The sequence below is a fragment of the Klugiella xanthotipulae genome (assembly GCF_006716695.1).
Taxonomy (GTDB): Bacteria; Actinomycetota; Actinomycetes; order Actinomycetales; family Microbacteriaceae; genus Klugiella; species Klugiella xanthotipulae.
The window spans coordinates 239,396-259,960 of record NZ_VFPN01000003.1 but is presented as its reverse complement, the minus strand read 5'-3'; the positions used below and the strand labels follow the sequence as shown (position 1 = coordinate 259,960).

Sequence of the window (20,565 nt, the reverse complement as noted above, 5' to 3'; positions counted from 1 at the left end):
ATGACGACAACGATATGGTTGGCGTGGAGTCGAAAAATATCACCTCAATGGTACTCCACATCCGTTGACCTCGGCCTCGCAACCCTATCGGCGCGTACTCGGGGAACAGAAGAAGTCCCAGGCTTCATAAGATACCTGGGACTTTCCACTCGATGGTGGATCTGAGGGGACTCGAACCCCTGACCCCCTGCATGCCATGCAGGTGCGCTACCAGCTGCGCCACAGACCCGGGAAGCCAGACAAATGCTCGCCTGACAACTTCTCTATCGTACTACATAACCATTCCAATGATGAAATCGAGAAGCACAATCGGCGAAAATTTTAGGCATCAACAGATGCTTCGGGAACATCCAGCGAGATCGCGGGGCAGTCCTTCCACAGCCGCTCAAGGTCGTAGTAGGCACGCTCCTCCTGGTGGAAAATGTGCACGATAATATCGCCAAAATCGAGGAGAATCCAGCGGCCCGCCGCACGACCTTCACGACGAATGCGTTTTGTGCCCGCGGCGATCATTTTGTCTTCCACTTCGTCCGCAATCGCCTGAACGTTGCGCTCCGAGCGGCCGCTCACCAGAAAGAAAATATCGGAGAGGGGAAACAACCCGGACACATCAAGTGCCACAAAATTCTCTCCGTGCTTATCCCTCGCTGCCTCTACAGCAGTCGCGAGTTGATCCATGGATGTGCGCGATGCACTCATAAAGGGTGTCCTGTCATCTGAAAAAGTGTGTGTGTGTGTCAACCAAAGAGGCCGTTGGATGCCCCATAGCCAAGAAGCCCCAGGACGAGCAGGATGAACCCACCACCGGTCAGAGAGAGAATCAGCGGAAGGCGGTTGCCTGACTTAGTGGAGGGGGTCACGATGGCATTGCCCGATGCCTGCGCACTGATGGCGCGGGTCGCGGCAACGGGTCGAGTATCATCCGGGGCGAGCTCATCTGATTCCATATCGCCAAGCACGTTGTCGAGGTTGTCCACCGAATCGTGTAGACGGCCATGACCACCCGTCTCACCAAGCGCACGGGGAAGCTCGATCGAGCCGGTGATATATACCTCACCAGTCTCATTCAAGGCACCAGCAAGATCGGAACTATCCGGGATCACGGGAAGGATAAGGGCACCCGAAGATGTTTCAATCCCCTCGTCAGCAACCGCGCGCGAAATAATGTCGTCAAAGTCTCCTCCGCCGCTTCCCTCCACAGGGGAAGTGCCAGAGGCCATCGGTGTCTCCGAAGCTTCGACCACGGAGACTGTTGGCAATTCAGCGGGCAGGTCACCGGCATCAAATGTCACCGTTGATGGGTCAACAGTGACCTGATCCTCGGGGCTCTCCGGATCGATACTAGGGAATTGGTAGGGAGAGGTTGTTGGCGCTGCCTCGGCAACGGACGCGAACTCAGCCGTGACGTTCACCTCGGGAGCATCCGACGTACCAAGCGGGATTGAGTCGGTAACAAACTCTGCTTCCAGCGGGGCTTCAGAAAAAGTGGCCTCTGGAACGGGTGCTACCGGTTCTGGGTGAGGCTCGATAACGGGCATATCGGTAGCCGGTGCAGGTTGAACATAAATAGGCTCGACAAGCGGAGCAGCTGGAACGATTGCTGGCATATCCTCAACCGCGGGGAGCACGGCCTCGGCGGGAAGGGACGCAGGCTGTTGAACATACTCAATCGGTGAGGAACTCGGCTCGGCACCAACCGGCTGAGCATCAATCGCATGGGGTGGCTGTGCTATTGGCGTAACAGCGGGAGGGGTCACCGGAACGGCCACCGGATTGGCAGGGGGTACATCCGAAGCAACATAGGGAGGTGGAGAGATAACCGCATCCACAGTGGGAACAGCAGTCTGGGGTGCAGACACCGGTTGAGGTGAAGGGTAGTGAGTTTCCACAGGGGTGAACCGCTGTACGCTCTCATCCGGTGGTGCCACGGGCGGTACCGCCGGCGGCTGGGCAACATCGCGCTTGGCCTGCTCGGCCAGCCACAGTTCTCTCATCTCGCGTCGAGAGAGAGAGCGGCCTGACTCGGTCAGGTGAGGTGATGTATCCTCAAAGTTATCTTCAGCCGGAACGGCAAACGGTACCGGGGAAGACCCGGACCCTTCCCCCGCGGGTACACTAAAAGCACCGGTATCCAATGACCCTGTTTCTGGGGAGGATGACGATACCCCCAACCGCCTTTCCCGCATCTCACGACGGGTTAAAGGACGTTCTTCCTGTTGCTCACTCATTCCGTAACTCCATATAGGTGGTGCTTAGAAATGTACTGAACCACTCCATCAGGTACCAAGTACCACACCGGGAAACCCCGTTTTACTCGACTGCGACAATCTGTTGACGAGATTGCCAACGCCGGGACTTCCAACAAGCTTACGCCCCGCTCCGGCAATCCTGAAATAGAAAGATCGTGTCCCGGCCGGGACACGGCAACAAAATGGGCAAGCTCCCAGAACTTATCAACATCTTTCCAACTCAGAATCTGAGCGATCGCATCAGCCCCACTAATAAAAAACAACTCCGCATTGGGGCGGGACACACGGATATCACGAAGAGTGTCCAGCGTATAGGTTGGACCGCTCCGGTCGATATCAACACGACTCACCGTAAACCGAGGATTAGCAGCGGTAGCGATAACCGTCATGAGATAACGGTGCTCGCCATCAGTAACGTTATCCTTTTGCCACGGTTGCCCGGTGGGGACGAAGATGACCTCGTCCAGGTCAAAATGTTGCGCAACTTCGCTTGCTGCCACCAGGTGACCGTGGTGTATGGGGTCAAAGGTACCTCCCATCACGCCAATGCGTGGGCGCTGCACCTCAGCTGACACCATAAGTGACTAGTGCTGCGAGTCCGCGTGCTCGCGACGGAAAGCCTCTGCCTTGTCGGCGTGACGGTTGGCAACGTCGCGGAATGTCCAGGTCACAATGGCCAGAGCGGCGAAGGCAACGAGAGCGACTGCTCCGAAGAGGATGCTGGGCATGATTAGTTCGTTGGTCACGTGAGCCCCGCCCTCGGCGGCGCTCAGGATCGTCAAGAAAGACATAAAAATCTCGCAATCTTCATAGGGGTCCGGTCGGACACAATCTCTAGCTTAGCGTTTTAGCCGGGTCGTACCTGACCGTTCCCCCTCACAATCCACTTTGTGCTAGTTAGTTCGGGAAGTCCCATGGGACCCCTCGCGTGCAACTTCTGAGTCGAAATACCCACCTCAGCGCCAAACCCAAACTCTCCGCCATCCGTGAAGCGTGTCGAGGCGTTGACCATGACAACCGCGGAGTCAACCTCAGCCAGAAAACGTTCCGAGCGCGCAATATCGCGAGTGATAATCGACTCAGTGTGGCCTGTTGAGTATCGCTCAATATGCTGCATCGCTGCGTCCAGACCCGCAACAACACGAACCGCAACAATGAGGTCTCCATACTCCGTTGCCCAGTCATCATCTGTAGCAATGCCCGCACCGGGAAGGAAAGAACGGGTGATGTCACACCCGCGGATATCGACCGAAAGCGCAGTCAACCGCTCGCCGAGAACCGGGAGGAAGGTGGCGGCCACAGCAGCATCCACCAAAACGGTTTCGACCGCATTACATACACTGGGACGTTGCACCTTCGCGTTCACCACGATCTCGACCGCCATCGGCACGTCTGCGGTTGCCTCAACATAGATATGAACAACTCCAGCACCCGTCTCAAGCACCGGAACCGTTGAGTCTGCAACAACAGCACGGATCAACCTTGCGCTCCCTCGTGGCACCAAAACATCAACGTACTCCCGGGCCCGCATCAGCTCCTGGGCTCCCGCACGGCCGAACTCATCAACTGATTGCACGGCACCAGCGGGAAGGCCCACGCCAACCAGCGCGTCTCGAACCAATGCTACCAAGACCGCGTTGGTCTGTTCCGCTGCGGAACCACCCCTCAAAATAACGGAGTTACCACTCTTCAGAGCCAGGGCTGCGATATCAATTGTGACATTGGGCCTGGCCTCGTAGATGCTTCCCACAACGCCGAAGGGGACCCGGGTTTGGACAATCCGGATGCCATTAGGTAAAGTGCTCCCCCGCACTACCTGCCCCACCGGGTCAGGAAGAGCGCGAATCGCCAACACCGCCTCAGCGAGTGACTCCACCCGCGCAGCATCAAGACGCAGCCGGTCCTGAAGACCCGCCGACAACCCCGATTGTGCACCGACATCGCAATCGCGCGCGTTGGCCCGCACAATATCTTCAGAGCGAGCCCGGAGCAGCTCTGCCATCGCGGTGAGGGCAGCATCTTTCTGCTCGGTGGTCGCGATAGCCAAGCGCCGACCGGACACTTTGGCAGCCAAAAACTTTTCTGCGCAAGCCTGCGCAACGAGAGAGGTGCTTAGCATTCCCTCAGTTTAGGGGACGCGGTTCAAACCAGGTACCCACCTGGTCACCGTCAATCGCTCGGCCCACATTGGATGTTGAGGTGAGGAGAACACCAGTACCAACCTGTGCCGCATGTCGCGCAGCAGCCACCTTTGTTAGGGCACCGCCGGTACCGATCCCGGTACCCACACTCCCAATGGTGACTCCGTCGAGTTCGTCTCCGTAGGGAACAGATGCGATCGGAGTGGCACCAGGAGTTCCCGGAGGTGCCGTATACAGGGCATCAACGTCCGAGAGCAAGATGAGGCAGTCGGCACCCACAAGTTCCGCAACGAGCGAGGCAAGCCGATCATTGTCACCAAAACGAATCTCATGAGTCGCCACGGTATCGTTCTCATTCACGATGGGCAGGATACGCAGCCCCAGTAAACGCTCCATGGCCTGCTGTGCGTTCGTCCGAGACTTAGGATTCTCCAGATCACCCGCGGTGAGGAGAACCTGACCCGCTACGATTTTGTAGCGGTCGAACGAATTCTGATATCGAAAAACGAGGATATTCTGGCCCACCGCCGCGGCCGCCTGTTGGGTGGCCAAGTCGTTTGGACGTTCATCAAGCCGCAGGAAGGGCATCCCCGTAGCAATGGCACCACTGGAGACCAAGACCACCTCGGTATTCCGCGCGTAAACATCAGCCAAAGCGTCAACCAGGAGGGCAATATTACCGGAGTTCTCACCACTGATTGAAGAAGAACCAACTTTAACAACGAGCCTTCGAGCCGACCGGATGTCGGCGCGACTACGGGAGGTCACCGTCCTGATCCTTCCACAGGCCAGCCTCACGCTCACGTTCCAACAGCGCGCGCGCCTCAGCCTTCGCATCCATGCGATCAAGGTAAATCTCACGACGGGTTTTGTGAGTGGGGCGCTGGTTGTCATCCAGCCGCGCGTCCGCACCGCGTGGAGAGGTAATCAGCTCAGCCGTTGAGGTGAGTGTGGGTTCCCAATCAAATATCACCCCGTCACCAGGGCCGATAACAACCGTTGAACCGGCAATCGCACCGGCTTTGAATAGGCCGTCCTCAACGCCGATCTTGTTGAGTCGGTCAGCGAGATAACCGACGGCCTCATCGTTGGCAAAGTCCGTCTGGGCAACCCAACGCTCTGGCTTCTTACCCAAGACACGATAAACGTCTCCATAAGACCCTCCCTCTTTACGGATCGTAAAGGGTGCCTGGTCCACAGCACTCGGCCGCATAACGATGCGCGGAACCTCGGGGATGAGCGCAGCGAGAGCACGATGCTCCTCGACAATCTCGGCCAGGGCGAAGGTCAGAGCGCGAAGTCCGTCGTGTGCAACCGCAGAAATCGTGAAAACACGATATCCACGCGCTTCCAGCTCGGGAGTCACAAACTCGGCCAGCTCTCGGGCTTCAGGAACATCAACCTTATTAAGCGCAATCAGTTGTGGACGCTCATGTAGGGGAACCTCACCCTCAGCGACAGGGTAGGCTCTGAGCTCATTGAGGATAATGTCCAAATCGCTGATCGGATCACGGCCCGGCTCAAGAGTTGCACAATCGAGGACGTGTAACAGAGCGCTACAACGCTCAACATGACGCAGAAAGTCAAGACCAAGACCTTTACCCTCGCTGGCCCCCTCAATTAGCCCAGGCACATCGGCAACAGTAAAACGGGTTTCACCGGCTTGCACTACACCAAGATTGGGTTGCAGGGTAGTGAAGGGGTAGTCAGCAATCTTGGGGCGGGCCGCTGAGATCGCAGCAATGAGGCTCGACTTACCGGCCGAGGGGAAACCCACAAGAGCAATATCCGCAACCGATTTAAGCTCAATCTGCACGTCAATCTGTTCGCCAGGTGTGCCCAGCAGAGCAAAACCGGGGGCTTTACGCTTTGTGGTAGCGAGAGAGGCGTTACCTAGCCCTCCCAGACCGCCCTCGGCAACGACAAACCGCACGCCCGGCTCGGTGAAATCAATCAGCTCGTTGCCGTCAGCATCCTTGACAACTGTCCCAACCGGAACTTTCAGTTCTAGGTCGGCTCCCTGGGCGCCACTGCGATGATCACCCATACCAAAGCCACCATTTTCAGACGACCAATGAGGATGGCGATGGTAGGCCAATAAAGTGGTTGTTTGGGGATCTGAGACAAGTACAATATTTCCGCCATGCCCACCGTTACCACCGTCCGGACCGGCCAACGGCTTAAATTTTTCTCGACGCACGGAGACGCAACCATTGCCGCCGTCTCCCGCGCTCACATGCAATACAACGCGATCGACAAACGTAACCACAGTCCCCGTGCCTCCCTCTTACCTAAAACCCTACAAATGGGAAAGGCGAGCCGAAGCTCGCCCACCCGAAAGCTGTTACCGACTACTCGGCGGCAGCCACAATATTGACGACCTTGCGTCCACCCTTGGTACCAAACTCAACCGAGCCTGCTGCAAGAGCGAAGAGAGTGTCATCCCCACCACGTCCGACGTTAACGCCGGGGTGGAAGTGGGTTCCGCGCTGACGAACGATGATCTCACCGGCGCCAACAACCTGACCACCAAAACGCTTAACTCCAAGACGCTGTGCGTTCGAGTCGCGACCGTTGCGAGTGGAACTCGCACCCTTCTTATGTGCCATGGGCTTATCTCCTCAAATAATGGGCAAGTAGTCGAGAGACTACTTGATGCCCGTGACCTTGATACGGGTGAGCTCCTGGCGGTGGCCCTGGCGCTTCTTGTATCCCGTCTTATTCTTGAACTTCTGAATGACGATCTTCGGTCCACGCAGATCCTCAAGAACCTCTGCTACGACATTAACCTTCGCCAGAGCCGAGGCCTCCGAAGTGATCGTGTCGCCATCAACCAAAAGAACGGCAGGAAGCTGAACCTTGCCCTTATCATCGCCCTTGACGCGGTCAACAGTGAGGATCGTACCAACCTCAACCTTTTCCTGCCGACCACCGGCGCGCACTACTGCGTAAACCACTTCTACGTACCTTTTTCTTCAGGAACCCTGTCAGGTTCCGCAACTAATTCGAGCGGAATCACTCAAACACTGTTCGGGAGAGTTTTCCACCATAACGCGCGGACAACAACCGCTCGATGTCAAACCCAACGTGGGCCATTCGACAAGACGAACGACACCAACGCTCAACTCTATCGCACTGAATAAGGGTGGTCAAACCACGAAACGCCGAGAAATCCCCGAGTTCGTGGTAAAACCTAAGCTGACGACCCATCTCCCGGGAGCGTCCCCCCCTTGAGGGCGGTCGTCGTGACCCGACGACTACGTGACCGGCTCCGACCCGGAGCCGTCGGCTCTGGTAGCGCGTCAAGGACGGATCCTAGAAGCTGCTCAGCATCACTCAGGCTCACCCGGGCCGGGCGATCCGACTTGGCAATGACGGGGATGCCCAGAATAGGCACCTCAGTACCCGCTGTCTTCGCGGCGGGCTGCTGCGATACGGATGCCACACTCTGATTCGGGCGCGAAGAACCCATATCTTGGGCGACAGACGAACCACCCGCTGAAGATGAGCGCCGCGACGCACGCTTACGTCCACGGCGAGGCTCTGCGGACTCATCTGAGGACGCACTCCCCGTTCCGGAGGCACCCTCGTCGTCCTTGTGGATGGTGCTGGCAGCAATCTGGGCAAGAGCATTCTTAGCATCGTCGGTAATTGCGTGCGCCTGCGCGGGAGCGGCTGGGAGGCTGGCAGGAGCATTGTTCAGCGCGCCACCCTTGTTATTACGGCGGCGGGGCTCGTTGACCGTGGAACTACGGTGCTTAGCAACAGGCTCATGGTGAACGACAATGCCGCGACCGGCACACACCTCGCACGGCTCGCTGAAGGATTCGAGCAGGCCCAAGCCCAGCTTCTTCCGAGTCATCTGCACCAAGCCGAGCGAGGTCACCTCGGCAACCTGATGCTTGGTACGATCCCGACTCAGGCACTCCACCATCCGGCGCAAGACAAGATCGCGGTTGGACTCAAGCACCATATCAATAAAGTCAACAACGATGATGCCGCCAATATCGCGAAGTCGAAGCTGGCGGACAATCTCTTCAGCAGCTTCAAGGTTGTTCTTCGTGACGGTTTCTTCCAGGTTTCCACCCGAACCCACAAATTTTCCCGTGTTGACGTCAATGACCGTCATAGCCTCCGTACGGTCAATCACGAGGGAACCACCCGAGGGTAGCCACACCTTACGATCCAACGCTTTCGAGATCTGTTCTGTGATGCGGTACTCGTCAAAGAGATCGCGTTTGCCATCGTACTTTTCGACCCGACCCACCAGGTCGGGAGCAACCTGCTGCAGATACGTCTCGATCGTCCCCTGAGCCTCGTCACCCGCAATCACCATCTTGTGAAAGTCCTCGTTGAAGACATCACGGACGATTTTAATGAGCATATCGGGCTCGCTATGGAGCAACTGTGGTGCCTGACCCTTGGAAACCTGCGCGCTGATTGCTTCCCACTGCTTCGTGAGGCGGGTCACATCGAGCGTGAGCTGCTCCTCGCTTGCACCCTCAGCTGCCGTACGTACGATCACACCAGCGCTATCGGGCAGGACTTCTTTAAGGATCTTCTTGAGGCGCGCACGCTCCGTGTCAGGAAGCTTGCGCGAGATGCCATTCATGGAGCCGTTCGGCACGTAGACGAGGAAGCGGCCGGGCAACGACACCTGGCTCGTCAGGCGAGCACCCTTATGGCCCACCGGGTCCTTCGTTACCTGTACCAGAACCTGGTCACCTGCTTTGAGAGCAAACTCAATCTTGCGAGGCTGGTTACCCGTCTCTACGGCATCCCAATCTACCTCACCCGAATATAGGACGGCGTTTCGGCCGCGACCGATATCAACAAAGGCGGCCTCCATGCTGGGTAAGACGTTTTGCACACGGCCCAGGTAGACGTTTCCAATCAGTGACCCCTCATGCGAGCGAGCCACATAGTGCTCGGCCAACACGCCATCTTCAAGAACACCAATCTGGATACGGTCACTCTTAGAGCGGACAACCATCACGCGGTCCACAGACTCACGGCGCGCGAGGAACTCGGACTCGGTGACAACGGTGCGACGACGCCCAGCTTCGCGGCCATCGCGACGACGCTGCTTCTTCGCCTCAAGCCGGGTGGATCCCTTGACCTTCTGAGGTTCCGTGATGAGCGGGGCTTTCTCGCGCGGCTTACGCACTCTAATCACAGTGTTTTGTGGGTCATCGTTACCGGGGCGAGCCTCCTCGTCGGAACGGCGACGAGTTCGACGACGGACGGTAGAACTTTCTGACTCGTCGTCAAAAACGGAATTAATATCAAACTCGCGGTGGCGAGCACGCTTCAACTCAATCGGAGGCACGTCCGGCGCGAGGAACATCAATGCTCGTGTGGCCTGAAACTTCTCCAGGGCGGTCGGCTCACCGTCAGGCACAGAGTCAGAAGCAACTGGAGGAATCACTACCTGATTATCAGGAGATTGCTCGCTGGAACCAGTGACCACTGGGTCCAGCATGGGAGAAAGGTCCTCGCCGGGCGTTACCGGCACGGCTAACTCACCCCGCGTGGAGTCATCGGCTACCACGCTAATAGTCGGTGTCGCCTCGGAAAATTCATCGTGTGTATTGTTTTCCACCATCACTGGTGCACTCCTTCACCAAAAACTCGAGCATGTCGGCGTCTTGGGTACTCTTCTCGTGTATTGCGTCTTCCGCAATGCACTAATTCTTGTGTTGAGCCCAACCGGAATCTGCCAAGTTGCGCTCACGACCTCGTGGTCACTGGGTGGGCGGTGTATCCGCCACAAAGCTTTCAGTCCACGCTCGCCAGCATTTCAGCAACGAACGTATACAGTCATTATGTCACGTAACAGTTACAAATGAGCTTTTTCCCAGAGTAGGATCAAAAATTATGGGCAACAACGCACCCCGCCGCCGACCTGTCGGATTCGCGATTTTCACCGTTCTAGCGGGGATTGTCGGATGGTTTGCCTCGTTTGAGCTACTCACCGAGCGAATCAACACACTGATTGATCCCACCCACGTTCCCAACTGCAACATAAGCCTTCTCGTAAGTTGCGGGCCCAACATGGGGTCGTGGCAGGGGTCGGTGTTCGGCTTCTCCAACACCATACTTGGCGTGGCTTTCTTCATGGCCCCAATCATCGTGGGGATATCGCTTCTCTCAGGCGCTCAATTTGCCCACTGGTACTGGCGCACATACCTGGTAGGCCTCACCTTTGGCATTGGCTTTGTTGCGTGGCTATCTACGCAGAGCATTTTTAACCTGGGCACGCTGTGTCCCTGGTGCATGGTCGTCTGGACCGTCACCATCCCGCTCTTCTGGTACACACTCTTCTTTACCGCTAAGGAGGGACACCTGGGACTCCCAGCGTCTTGGCAGAATAAAGCCAACACCGTCTACTCCTGGGCTTGGGTAGTCACCATTGCTTGCTATCTCATCATCGCCGTTATCGCGCAGATTAATCTCGACTGGTTTGCCGAGGTGGCCAGGTCTTTCTAACCCGGCCACCTCGCCCTAAAACATACCGGCTACACCAACCGAAGTACCGGAAGTGGAACCCGTCCTAGCGTGTAAACCAGAGAGCGAGTTCGCGCGCGGCGCTCTCGGGGGAATCCGATCCGTGTACCAAATTCTGCTGGACTTTGAGCCCCCAGTCGCGTCCGAGATCGCCGCGGATCGTGCCGGGGGCAGCGGTCGTCGGATCGGTCGTACCGGCAAGCATCCGAAACCCCTCAATAACTCGATTACCCGCGATGCGAAACGCAACCGTAGGACCGCTCTCCATGAGCTCTAGGAGCGGCTCAAAGAATGGCTTTCCCTCGTGCTCGGCATAGTGCTGCGTGAGGAGGTCACGATCAGCTTGAACCAGGCGAATATCGACCAAAGAATATCCTTTAGCCTCAATCCGGCGCAGGATCTCCCCGGTAAGGTTACGGGCAACCCCGTCAGGCTTAACCAGAACTAGCGTTTCTTCTACGAGCATGTAAAACTCCTTCTTCTGAGTGCGATCATGAGTCTATCGGTCAGCCAAGGCCTGATATGCGGCGCGGTTACGGGCGTCAATCTTGTCACCGGTAATCATGCAGTACACCCACAGGGCGGTGAAGAGCGCTCCCACAATGAACATGACGGGCACCAAGATTCCCGTCAGAATGATGACACATTGCACGGCCCAGCCGATCCAAAATCCGATCGGGTATGTCAACAGGGCCATCGCAATAATCATGACCAGGCACATCCCGACCCCGCCCCACAGACCAAGCTCGCGCGGCTCAACCGCATTGAGTCCGAAAAGCAGCAAACCGGCCAAAAAGACAATGACAAGTTCAAAGCCCAAGACGATCGACGCAAGGCTCCGTTTCACGGAGCGGGGCGGCCCCAATGGGGTCACCTCGGGCTGGCTGATCGGTGGCTCCTGTGCTGCACTACTCATGACAGGGACCAGCCTTGCGTTCGGGCGAGGGCCATAACCTCGCCGAGGAGTATCACCGAACCGGTCACCAGCACACCCCTCGACTCCCCCTGAGTAGCCCATTCCCGGGCACCCTCCACGGCATCCTGAAGCGATGCCCCCCGAACAACCGTCAATTGCGGGGCGCGCTCGTGGATGATCTCGGCGAGCTCTGACACGCTGCGGGATCGCTCAGAGGACGACTCCGTCACAAAGACAACACTCGCTGAATGTGCAAGCGCGTCAACCACACCGGTTGTGTCCTTGTCATCGAGAGAGGAAAAGACGAGGGCCATATCGTCAAAAGCAAAGAACTCGGTGAGGGATGCGGCGAGGGCACGGGCACCGTGCGGGTTGTGGGCAGCATCCAGATACACCGGTGGGGTGGCGCTCAGGAGCTGCAGCCTCCCGGGTATCGTCACCTGACCGAATCCTTCCTCGATAACATCCCGGACAATAGCGCGACGCCCCGTGAACGCTTCAACGGCGGCCAGAGCCACTGCAGCGTTCTGGGCCTGGTGGCTGCCGTAGAGGGGTAGCATCACATCCTCATAGGCCGTTCCGGAGAGACCTCTCAGACTGATGACCTGCCCACCCACCGCCATGGTGCTGCTCATAACCGCAAAATCGGTCCCCTCCACAAGAAGCGGATCGTGCAGCGCATGTGCCCGAACGGCCAAAATATCAAGCGCCTCAGAGGTTTGCCGTGACGTTACAACGTCCCCGCCCGCTGCGATAATTCCTGCCTTAGTGGTGGCAATCTCGGCAATCGTGCGACCCAAACGATCAACGTGATCCAGGTCGATAGGGGTGAAAACGCTCACCGCCGCGGCGACAATATTTGTCGCGTCCCATTCTCCCCCCATCCCCACCTCCATAACAGCAACCTCGATGGGGGCATCGGCGAATGCTGCATAGGCCAAAACCGTCATCACCTCGAAGAACGTTAGGGGCGGCTCGTCCGCAACAGCCAACTCGGCATCAACCATCTCGACGTAGGGTTTGGTATCGGCCCACACGAGGGCAAGCGTGTCGTCTCCGATTGGTTCACCATCAATAATGATGCGCTCGTTAAAGCGCTCCAACTGGGGGCTCGTGAAGAGGCCCGTGCGAAGACCAAGCGCTCGCAGCAGTGACTCGGTAAGTCGACTCGTACTGGTCTTACCGTTGGTGCCGGTCAGCAGAATCACAGGGTAGCTATTCTGGGGGTCCCCGAGCAACTCTGCCACCCGACGGACCGGTTCGAGACGCGGCTGAGGAAACTGTTCCCCCGGCCGAGCCAGAAGCTCCGCGTACACCAGATCTCCGGGGCTATTCCCCGCAGTTTGCGCCATGTTAGACCTCCACTCGTGACAATGTGATGATGAGCGGTGAGCCCCGCCCCACCGTGATGCTGGACTCCCCCACACCGGAATTCACGCTGAACTCCGTCGCCAGAGTCTCGGAGCTCACCAGAGCCTGGAACGATCGCACGGAGCTAGCACCACGCTCATCGAGTGTGAGTGTGAGCGTAATGCGATCACTCACCTCGAGGCCAGCCGCTTTGCGGGCGTCCTGCACTGCCCGGATCACGTCGCGAGCAAGGCCCTCCGCTTCGAGCTCTGGGGTGGTTACCGTGTCGAGTAACACAAATCCTCCTTCGGGCAACAGTGCAAGCGCCGTACCCATGCCGGTGTTGCCCTCACCGATACTGAGGGCTAACTCATACTCCGCAGGCTCTAATTCCAGACCACCCGCCGTGACCACGTCGCCATCAATCGACCAGTCACCAGATTTAGCACCCATAATGGCTAGCTGAACGTTCTTGCCCAGGCGCGGACCGGCAACGCGCGCATTGACCGTCAGTTGCCGACGGATACCGTAGCGTTCAGCGCTGCCCTCCTCATGTTCCACGAGGATGACCTCCTTCACATTCAGTTCCTCTGCGATGATCGGAGCAAAGTCGGCCAGCGCATCAGCCTGTGAGACCACAACGGTCAACGAAGCCAGGGGAAGGCGAACCCGGAGGCCATTACCCTTGCGCAGCGAAAGTGCGGTCGAGGTTACGGCACGCACACGGTCCATGGTGTGCATTAGGTTGGTCTCTTCGGGGAACGCAGTAGCGTCCGGCCAATCAGTGAGGTGCACACTACGACCACCGGTGAGACCCTGCCACAGATGCTCACCCACAAGCGGGATGAGAGGCGCGGCGACACGGGCAACGGTCTCTAGGACCGTATAGAGCGTGTCAAAGGCCTGTGCGTTAGCGGGCTCGTCACGGACACCTACCCAAAACCGATCACGAGAACGACGAACAAACCAATTGGTGAGCACCTCGGCAAAGTCACGCAGACGGGCCGCCGCAACGGTACTGTCGAGCGCATCCAGATCGTGAGTAACATCGAGGATGAGCTGACGCGTCTTTGCCAAGATATAGCGGTCAAGCACATCCGTAGAATCGGTACGCCACGTGGCCTCATACCCGTCCGCGTTTGCATACAGGCTGAAGAAATACCAGCTGTTCCACAGGGGCAGAATAAACTGGCGCACCCCCTCACGGATGCCCTCCTCGGTAACCACCAGGTTGCCACCACGCAACACGGGGCTCGACATGAGGAACCAGCGCATAGCGTCAGAACCATCGCGGTCAAAAACCTCGTTTACATCCGGATAGTTGCGCAGTGACTTCGCCATCTTCTGACCGTCCGAGCCGAGCACAATGCCGTGGCTAATCACATTCCTGAAGGCCGGTCGGCCGAAGAGCGCCGTGGACAGAATATGGAGCATGTAGAACCAGCCACGCGTCTGGCCGATGTACTCCACGATAAAGTCGGCCGGTGAGTGGCTATCGAACCACTCCGCGTTCTCAAAGGGATAATGAACCTGCGCGAATGGCATAGACCCCGAGTCAAACCACACGTCCAGAACGTCTTCGATCCGACGCATGGTCGATCGGCCTGTAGGGTCATCGGGGTTCGGACGGGTCAACTCGTCGATGAAAGGACGATGCAGATCGGTCGGCCGCACACCGAAGTCGCGTTCCAACTCATCGAGTGACCCATACACATCAACACGGGGGTACTCAGGGTTGTCACTCTTCCACACGGGAATAGGGGAACCCCAGTAGCGATTACGGCTGATCGACCAGTCACGTGCGCCCGCAAGCCACTTGCCAAACTGGCCATCTTTAACGTTCTCGGGAACCCAGTTAATCTGCTGGTTAAGTTTTTCCATATCGTCACGGAAGCTCGTAACACGAACGAACCAGCTCGATACAGCCTTGTAAATGAGCGGGTTTCGGCAGCGCCAGCAGTGCGGATAAGAGTGCTCAAAACTCGCCTGCCGGAACAAGCGGCCCATGGCCTTAAGTTCCTGCGTCAAGGGTTTGTTAGCGTCAAAAACCTGCAAGCCGGCAACAGGAGTGACCGCGCTGAGGAAGGTACCACCATCATCCACAGAGATGATCACGGGAATGCCGTTCGCCTCACAAATCTTCTGGTCATCCTCACCGTAAGCGGGTGCCTGATGCACGATCCCCGTACCATCCGATGCCGTCACATAGTCGGCGACGAGAAACTTCCAGGCATTCTGCGTACCATAGGTTTCGGTATCGGCGTAGAAGTCCCACAGACGGGTGTACTGAACATCTTCCAACTCCGCGCCGAGCAGGGTGCGGCTGACCGCGGCCCGGGCAGCTTCAGCGTCCTCGTAGCCCAACTCGCGGGAGTAACTGCCCACCAAGTTCTCCGCCAAGAGATACTCGGCTGACCCCTCAGCGGCCGGCACAACCGCATATACCAGGGCGGGGCCCACGGCCAGAGCGAGATTAGTTGGGAGGGTCCAGGGGGTTGTTGTCCAGGCGAGCGCATTGATTCCTACCAGTCCCAGGTCTGCGGCTCTGGTACCGACAAGAGGAAACGTCACGGTGACAGTCTGGTCTTGCCGCATCTTATAGACATCGTCGTCCATACGTAGCTCGTGGTTGCTGAGCGGAGTCTCATCTCGCCAGCAATATGGCAGCACGCGGTACCCCTCATATGCAAGACCCTTATCGTGGAGTTGCTTAAAAGCCCAGATCACCGACTCCATGAAGGTGATATCAAGCGACTTGTAGTCATTATCAAAGTCAACCCAACGAGCCTGGCGCTCCACATACTCCTGCCATTGCGAGGTGTACTCCAGGACAGACTCACGGGCAGCAGCGTTAAAGGCCGCAACACCCATCTCTTCAATCTCGCGTTTCTCGGTAATCCCGAGTTGCTTCATAGCTTCCAACTCGGCCGGCAGGCCATGAGTATCCCAACCGAAGCGACGGTGCACCTGCTTGCCCCGCATCGTCTGATAGCGCGGAAACAAGTCTTTGGCGTACCCCGTCAGCAAGTGGCCGTAGTGTGGACGCCCGTTAGCAAATGGAGGGCCATCGTAAAACACCCACTCGGGCGCTCCCTCACGCTGGCGGACCGACTCACGGAAGGTGTCATCCGTCTTCCAGAAAGCCAGGACGCTCTCCTCAATGGCTGGGAATCGAGGGGATGAGGTGACACCGAACGCGGCACCATCGGTGTTGCTACTGTGAGACTTTGGGTATGGCATTGTTCTCCTGATTGATTGTCAGACGAGGACGCCAACCACTCAAACCGGTTGTCGCGGTACCACCCCGATTGCCGAGATTTCTCCCGACCGCTTGTTCATGGGCTGTTACGGGCCCGAACCCGTCCAGTTCTAATGGGCAGCAGGCGGGGCCCACTACCGTTCTTCCGGAAACTCACCGGTGATTGCCGGTTCACAGTTGCTGGGATAATCCTAACGCACAGGACCTTCGCTTAGCTGCCCCTGCTAAGAGACGGTATCAAGACGAGCCCGCAACGACGGCCAACTCTCCGCAAATTTGGGATGTAACGGCAGCGTGAGCACGTCGTCTAGGGCGACCCACCGGAGTTCCAGGCTCTCAGCATCACCGGCAATAGGCTCAAACGGAGTCAGCACACGGGTCACAACTGTGACGTACGACCAATACTTGAGGTCAAGCACCTCTGTGAAAAGTAACCGAAGGTGATCCTCAGGTACCCCGGCTTCCTCATGAGCTTCACGCAGCGCGGCAGTTTCCGCACTCTCCCCCTCATGTCGAGCCCCTCCGGGAATTCCCCAGGTACCTCCAAAATGGCTCCACTCCACTCGATGTTGCAGCAGAACTCCACGAGCACAATCGTGGACGAGCAGTCCTGCGGCGCCGTAACGCCCCCAGAATCGTGCTCCATTGGGGCCCACGACCCACGCATCGCCGCTATCGCGAACCGGATAGCCATCGGGTGGCAACAGCCCCTGTCCCCCACTCGAGTCGGACGGTTGAGCAGGGAGGTTAGAGGGCACAGTCACCCCTCTACCCTAGCGATCAGACCACCGAGAGGATATGGCCGGGCCTGAGGTTATCGAATATCAGCATCGTCCAGTTTAAGTCGAAATAGGGGCGGGGTTGCGCCCTGAGAACCAGGCATCTTCCTCGGACGACGATTCTTAATCGCGGTTGCAACCAGTTGGGCACGCAGAGTGCTGGCCACCGCTTCGCCGTTCCGATAGCCAAACCGAATAATTGACCGGGCCGACCCGTCTGCTTCTGACGTCGGGCCGAGGGCGTCAACACCCGCTATCCCGATCACACTGTCAACGGCGGCCTCAACGGCCTCGCGCGACCCTGTGATGGTCGCGATTCTCACGCTGGGCGGGAAACGCAACTCACGCCGATCAGCCAGCTCGGCTCTCGCGTAGTCGGGTTGACGCCAACCGGACAACGCGCTCCCGAGCGGGCCAGTCACCCCCACCAGCACACACGGGGCACCGGGACGCGCGAGCGCAACGGCGTTGGACCACCAGCGTAAACAGTCCTCACCCGTGCGCAGGCTTTCACGCCCCAGCATTCGTTCGCCGTCCAGCAGAATTACGGCGGCGTACCCCCCAGCAGCAGTGGGCTCGGCTCCGCGCGTCGCAACCACGATGGAGGGCCGAGAGTCCACGGACTGCCGGATGGTCTCACTATCAGACACCAACACGCGAACCCCGGGAAACGCTTTTTCCAGTTCCTCCGCGGTGCGACCAGAGCCGGAGCTGATAAGACGGAATGAGCTGGAGCCACAGTTACGGCAGGCCCAGTGACGGGCGAGCGTTCCGCACCAAGCACACCGAGGCGTCTCCCCCGCCCGGCGTACCCCCAGAGGCCCCTGACACGTGTGGCATCGCGCCGCCTCACGGCAGTTACCACACGCCAAGACAGGCGAGTACCCTGGACGAGCAACCTGGATGAGCACAGGGCCAACCGCCGCGGCTTCCTTGGCCTTGAGCCAGGCGATCGTGGGAATTCTGGCGCTAGACATCCCGCCCTCCTGATCGGTCGAGAGACTACTGAGGATGACACGGGGCTCAGGGCGACGCAACGGTTGGGCTTCTCGGAGCCAGGCGATATCGACCAGTCGCTGCACCTCAGTACTCCGGGTATGGGCAGCAAACACCAGACCACATCCCGCCTGTTCGGCCCTCACAAGCGCGGCATCACGAGTGTGGACGTAGGGGCTGAGTGGTTCCTCGTGCAGGGAATCGCCGTCGTCCCAGACAAAGATTGCCCCGAGGCGTGAAGCAGGCGCGTAAACAGCCGAACGATTCCCCACGATGATGCGCGGCTCGTCACCAAGAAGACGGAGAAACGAACGATATCGCTCCGCATTCGTCTGCTTAGCATCAACCCGCACGAGGGCCGCCTCGGACGAACCGGCTCGGTGGCTATCAAGAACAGCCTGTAAGGCGGAGAAGATTTGGTCGAGATCGCGGTAGTCCGGCAGCGCGATGATCACGCTGCGACCCTCATGATAGGTACCCACCGCAAGCGTCGCCAAGGTAAGGGCCCAGTCACCAACCCATTCCCCACTGGGCAACCGCTGGGGTCCAGGTATCGCACCCAACGCAAAGCGGTGGGCAGATGCAAGCCCGGTGAGAATTTCGGGATCATAGCGGCTCAGGAGGCGAATATCATCAGCTGAGTAGGCATCCGATTCACTCCCCGCAGGCCCGTCGGGCCCCGTGGTGCTGTCCGAGACTTCACTCGGCAGATCGGCATCAATCGCTGCCAGATACTGCTTCTCAACCCGCACCTGGCGCGGCGGAATCGCAAGCCGTAGGATATCTCCCACGCTCCCCGCCGCCCGATCTGCCAGAGTACGCGTGAGCGCCCATATCTCGGGGGTGAGCACGGGGATATCGCTCACAACATCTGACAGCAGGCTCAGTTCACCCGAAAAATCGGCAGTGTCCGTTACCTCAATGACATAGCCTCCAACGCTACGGGCAGCCGAGCGAAACGGAACCCGAACACGAACTCCCGGACGAACCCGACCCACAAGCGAGTGCGGAATCGCGTAGTCAAACAGATGGTCTAGCTGTGGGAGCGCCGAGTCGAGGAGGACCCGCGCCACGGGCCCGGTAACCATGATTACGGGATGAGGCCAGCAGCGCTCTGCAGCTCAGCCACCCGGTCGGTGCGTTCCCACGTAAAATCTGGCAACTCACGCCCGAAGTGACCGTATGCTGCCGTCTGAGCGTAAATTGGTCGAATCAGATTGAGGTCGCGGATAATCGCGAGTGGACGCAGATCAAACACCTCAAGAAGCGCCTTCTGAATCCGATCATTCGGGATATGCCCCGTCCCAAAGCTTTCCACGTAAAGGCCCACGGGATGGGCTTTACCGATCGCGTAAGCCACCTGAATCTCCAGTCGTTCCGCAAGCCCTGCGGCCACCGCGTTTTTGGCAACCCAGCGGAGGGCATAGGCCGCGGATCGGTCCACCTTCGACGGGTCCTTTCCACTGAACGCACCACCGCCGTGTCGGCTCGCCCCACCGTAGGTATCAATGATGATCTTCCGTCCGGTGAGCCCGGCATCCCCCTGGGGGCCACCGATCACGAAGGGGCCCGCAGGATTGATCAAAATAGTCGGTTGCGCCGAACGAAGGTCCACCCGGTCAAGAACCGGGCGAATAACGTGCTCGGTGACCTCAGCAGCCAGCCTATTTTGATCCACCTGCGCCCGATGTTGAGTTGACAGCACAATGGATTCGACCGATACAGGCCGATCCCCCTCGTAACCAACCGTGACCTGGGTTTTCCCATCGGGGCGCAGATAATCGAGCAGCCCCGATTTGCGCACGGCGGTGAGCTGCTCGGCCATCCGATGAGCCAACCAACTCGCCATCGGATGCAATTCGGGGGTCTCCCTGGTGGCGTAGCCAAACATGATGCCCTGATCCCCGGCACCCTGGGCACTCAATGCGTCTTCATCCCCACCCAAACGGGCCTCTAGCGAGGTATTTACTCCCCCGGCGATATCGGGTGATTGCTGGCCAATCGAGATTGATACACCACAGGACTGCCCATCAAAACCGATATCGGAGGAGGTGTATCCAATATCCTTCACCACTCGACGCACAATCTGTGGGATTTCCACATAACCCTGGGTGGTAACCTCGCCAGCAACATGGACGAGACCAGTTGTGACGAGCGTTTCAACCGCGACCCGAGCATGTGGGTCCTGGGCAATCATGGCATCCAGAATGCTGTCCGAAATTTGATCACAGATCTTATCCGGATGGCCTTCGGTGACTGATTCCGAGGTGAACAGCCTCAGTTCGCTCATGGATATTTCCTAACCCTCAATGTATTCATGCGTTCCTCGTGGTAACCCTCGCACCGCGAAGGTCCATACACACCAGCA

Annotated in this window: 18 protein-coding genes and 1 tRNA gene; 1 reads left to right on the top strand and 18 read right to left on the bottom strand. The window is 58.2% G+C overall.

The window, feature by feature from the left end; translation table 11 throughout:
• Positions 1 to 153: 153 nt before the first annotated feature.
• From FB466_RS10630 to FB466_RS10580, 11 genes are all read right to left on the bottom strand, one after another.
• Positions 154 to 229 (bottom strand) — tRNA-Ala (locus tag FB466_RS10630).
• A gap of 92 nt (positions 230 to 321) precedes the next feature.
• Positions 322 to 699: a ribosome silencing factor gene (rsfS, locus tag FB466_RS10625; protein ID WP_141918389.1), complete on the bottom strand. Its 378-nt coding sequence runs from the start codon at positions 697 to 699 to the stop codon at positions 322 to 324.
• A gap of 38 nt (positions 700 to 737) precedes the next feature.
• Positions 738 to 1,994, bottom strand: a complete 1,257-nt coding sequence (locus FB466_RS10620; RefSeq protein ID WP_141918388.1) for a hypothetical protein — start codon at positions 1,992 to 1,994, stop codon at positions 738 to 740.
• Positions 1,995 to 2,224: 230 nt separating this feature from the next.
• Positions 2,225 to 2,827 (bottom strand): nicotinate-nucleotide adenylyltransferase, encoded by a 603-nt coding sequence (nadD, locus tag FB466_RS10615; RefSeq protein ID WP_141918387.1) that lies wholly within the window; start codon positions 2,825 to 2,827, stop codon positions 2,225 to 2,227.
• A 6-nt stretch (positions 2,828 to 2,833) separates the two neighbouring features.
• Positions 2,834 to 3,040: a hypothetical protein gene (locus FB466_RS10610; RefSeq protein ID WP_141918386.1), complete on the bottom strand. Its 207-nt coding sequence runs from the start codon at positions 3,038 to 3,040 to the stop codon at positions 2,834 to 2,836.
• A 56-nt stretch (positions 3,041 to 3,096) separates the two neighbouring features.
• Positions 3,097 to 4,368: a glutamate-5-semialdehyde dehydrogenase gene (locus FB466_RS10605; protein WP_141918385.1), complete on the bottom strand. Its 1,272-nt coding sequence runs from the start codon at positions 4,366 to 4,368 to the stop codon at positions 3,097 to 3,099.
• A gap of 4 nt (positions 4,369 to 4,372) precedes the next feature.
• Positions 4,373 to 5,158, bottom strand: coding sequence for a glutamate 5-kinase (gene proB, locus FB466_RS10600; protein WP_141918384.1), 786 nt, complete (start codon positions 5,156 to 5,158; stop codon positions 4,373 to 4,375).
• Positions 5,145 to 6,659 carry a GTPase ObgE gene (gene obgE, locus FB466_RS10595; RefSeq protein ID WP_141918383.1) on the bottom strand — a complete coding sequence of 505 codons (1,515 nt, stop codon included), beginning with the start codon at positions 6,657 to 6,659 and terminating at the stop codon, positions 5,145 to 5,147. The genes proB and obgE overlap by 14 nt, the downstream gene beginning before the upstream one ends.
• 82 nt (positions 6,660 to 6,741) lie before the next feature.
• Complete coding sequence (gene rpmA / locus FB466_RS10590; RefSeq protein WP_141918382.1) at positions 6,742 to 6,999, bottom strand: 50S ribosomal protein L27; 258 nt, start codon at positions 6,997 to 6,999, stop codon at positions 6,742 to 6,744.
• A gap of 39 nt (positions 7,000 to 7,038) precedes the next feature.
• The gene (rplU, locus tag FB466_RS10585; protein WP_141918381.1) at positions 7,039 to 7,347 is read right to left on the bottom strand and encodes a 50S ribosomal protein L21; all 309 of its coding nucleotides are present in this window, start codon (positions 7,345 to 7,347) and stop codon (positions 7,039 to 7,041) included.
• Between the two features lie 236 nt (positions 7,348 to 7,583).
• Entirely contained in the window at positions 7,584 to 9,995 is a 2,412-nt protein-coding gene (locus FB466_RS10580; RefSeq protein WP_141918380.1) for an Rne/Rng family ribonuclease, read from the bottom strand.
• Between the two features lie 272 nt (positions 9,996 to 10,267).
• Here FB466_RS10580 and FB466_RS10575 point away from each other — a divergent pair, with 272 nt between their 5' ends.
• Positions 10,268 to 10,879 (top strand): vitamin K epoxide reductase family protein, encoded by a 612-nt coding sequence (locus FB466_RS10575; protein ID WP_141918379.1) that lies wholly within the window; start codon positions 10,268 to 10,270, stop codon positions 10,877 to 10,879.
• Between the two features lie 64 nt (positions 10,880 to 10,943).
• Here FB466_RS10575 and ndk read toward each other — a convergent pair whose 3' ends face one another.
• From ndk to metK, 7 genes are all read right to left on the bottom strand, one after another.
• Entirely contained in the window at positions 10,944 to 11,363 is a 420-nt protein-coding gene (ndk, locus tag FB466_RS10570) for a nucleoside-diphosphate kinase (protein ID WP_141918378.1), read from the bottom strand.
• A 33-nt stretch (positions 11,364 to 11,396) separates the two neighbouring features.
• The gene (locus FB466_RS10565) at positions 11,397 to 11,813 is read right to left on the bottom strand and encodes a DUF4233 domain-containing protein (RefSeq protein WP_141918377.1); all 417 of its coding nucleotides are present in this window, start codon (positions 11,811 to 11,813) and stop codon (positions 11,397 to 11,399) included.
• Complete coding sequence (locus FB466_RS10560; protein WP_141918376.1) at positions 11,810 to 13,165, bottom strand: bifunctional folylpolyglutamate synthase/dihydrofolate synthase; 1,356 nt, start codon at positions 13,163 to 13,165, stop codon at positions 11,810 to 11,812. Before FB466_RS10560 ends, FB466_RS10565 begins: the two co-directional genes overlap by 4 nt.
• Position 13,166: 1 nt before the next feature.
• On the bottom strand, positions 13,167 to 16,403 hold the full coding sequence (gene ileS, locus FB466_RS10555) for an isoleucine--tRNA ligase (RefSeq protein WP_141918375.1): 3,237 nt from the start codon (positions 16,401 to 16,403) through the stop codon (positions 13,167 to 13,169).
• A gap of 243 nt (positions 16,404 to 16,646) precedes the next feature.
• The gene (locus tag FB466_RS10550; RefSeq protein WP_246054630.1) at positions 16,647 to 17,186 is read right to left on the bottom strand and encodes an NUDIX hydrolase; all 540 of its coding nucleotides are present in this window, start codon (positions 17,184 to 17,186) and stop codon (positions 16,647 to 16,649) included.
• Positions 17,187 to 17,236: 50 nt separating this feature from the next.
• A complete protein-coding gene (locus tag FB466_RS10545) occupies positions 17,237 to 19,285 on the bottom strand; it encodes a primosomal protein N' family DNA-binding protein (protein WP_246054629.1) in 2,049 nt (682 codons plus the stop codon).
• A 2-nt stretch (positions 19,286 to 19,287) separates the two neighbouring features.
• Positions 19,288 to 20,487 (bottom strand): methionine adenosyltransferase, encoded by a 1,200-nt coding sequence (metK, locus tag FB466_RS10540; protein ID WP_141918373.1) that lies wholly within the window; start codon positions 20,485 to 20,487, stop codon positions 19,288 to 19,290.
• Positions 20,488 to 20,565 lie beyond the last annotated feature (78 nt).

Coding starts and splice junctions, on each gene's coding strand:
- rsfS (WP_141918389.1), bottom strand. CDS start 699: ATGAGTGCATCGCGCACATCCATGGATCAACTCGCGACTGCTGTAGAG.
- FB466_RS10620 (WP_141918388.1), bottom strand. CDS start 1,994: ATGAGAGAACTGTGGCTGGCCGAGCAGGCCAAGCGCGATGTTGCCCAG.
- nadD (WP_141918387.1), bottom strand. CDS start 2,827: ATGGTGTCAGCTGAGGTGCAGCGCCCACGCATTGGCGTGATGGGAGGT.
- FB466_RS10610 (WP_141918386.1), bottom strand. CDS start 3,040: ATGTCTTTCTTGACGATCCTGAGCGCCGCCGAGGGCGGGGCTCACGTG.
- FB466_RS10605 (WP_141918385.1), bottom strand. CDS start 4,368: ATGCTAAGCACCTCTCTCGTTGCGCAGGCTTGCGCAGAAAAGTTTTTG.
- rpmA (WP_141918382.1), bottom strand. CDS start 6,999: ATGGCACATAAGAAGGGTGCGAGTTCCACTCGCAACGGTCGCGACTCG.
- FB466_RS10580 (WP_141918380.1), bottom strand. CDS start 9,995: ATGGTGGAAAACAATACACACGATGAATTTTCCGAGGCGACACCGACT.
- FB466_RS10575 (WP_141918379.1), top strand. CDS start 10,268: ATGGGCAACAACGCACCCCGCCGCCGACCTGTCGGATTCGCGATTTTC.
- ndk (WP_141918378.1), bottom strand. CDS start 11,363: ATGCTCGTAGAAGAAACGCTAGTTCTGGTTAAGCCTGACGGGGTTGCC.
- FB466_RS10565 (WP_141918377.1), bottom strand. CDS start 11,813: ATGAGTAGTGCAGCACAGGAGCCACCGATCAGCCAGCCCGAGGTGACC.
- FB466_RS10560 (WP_141918376.1), bottom strand. CDS start 13,165: ATGGCGCAAACTGCGGGGAATAGCCCCGGAGATCTGGTGTACGCGGAG.
- ileS (WP_141918375.1), bottom strand. CDS start 16,403: ATGCCATACCCAAAGTCTCACAGTAGCAACACCGATGGTGCCGCGTTC.
- FB466_RS10545 (WP_246054629.1), bottom strand. CDS start 19,285: ATGGTTACCGGGCCCGTGGCGCGGGTCCTCCTCGACTCGGCGCTCCCA.
- metK (WP_141918373.1), bottom strand. CDS start 20,487: ATGAGCGAACTGAGGCTGTTCACCTCGGAATCAGTCACCGAAGGCCAT.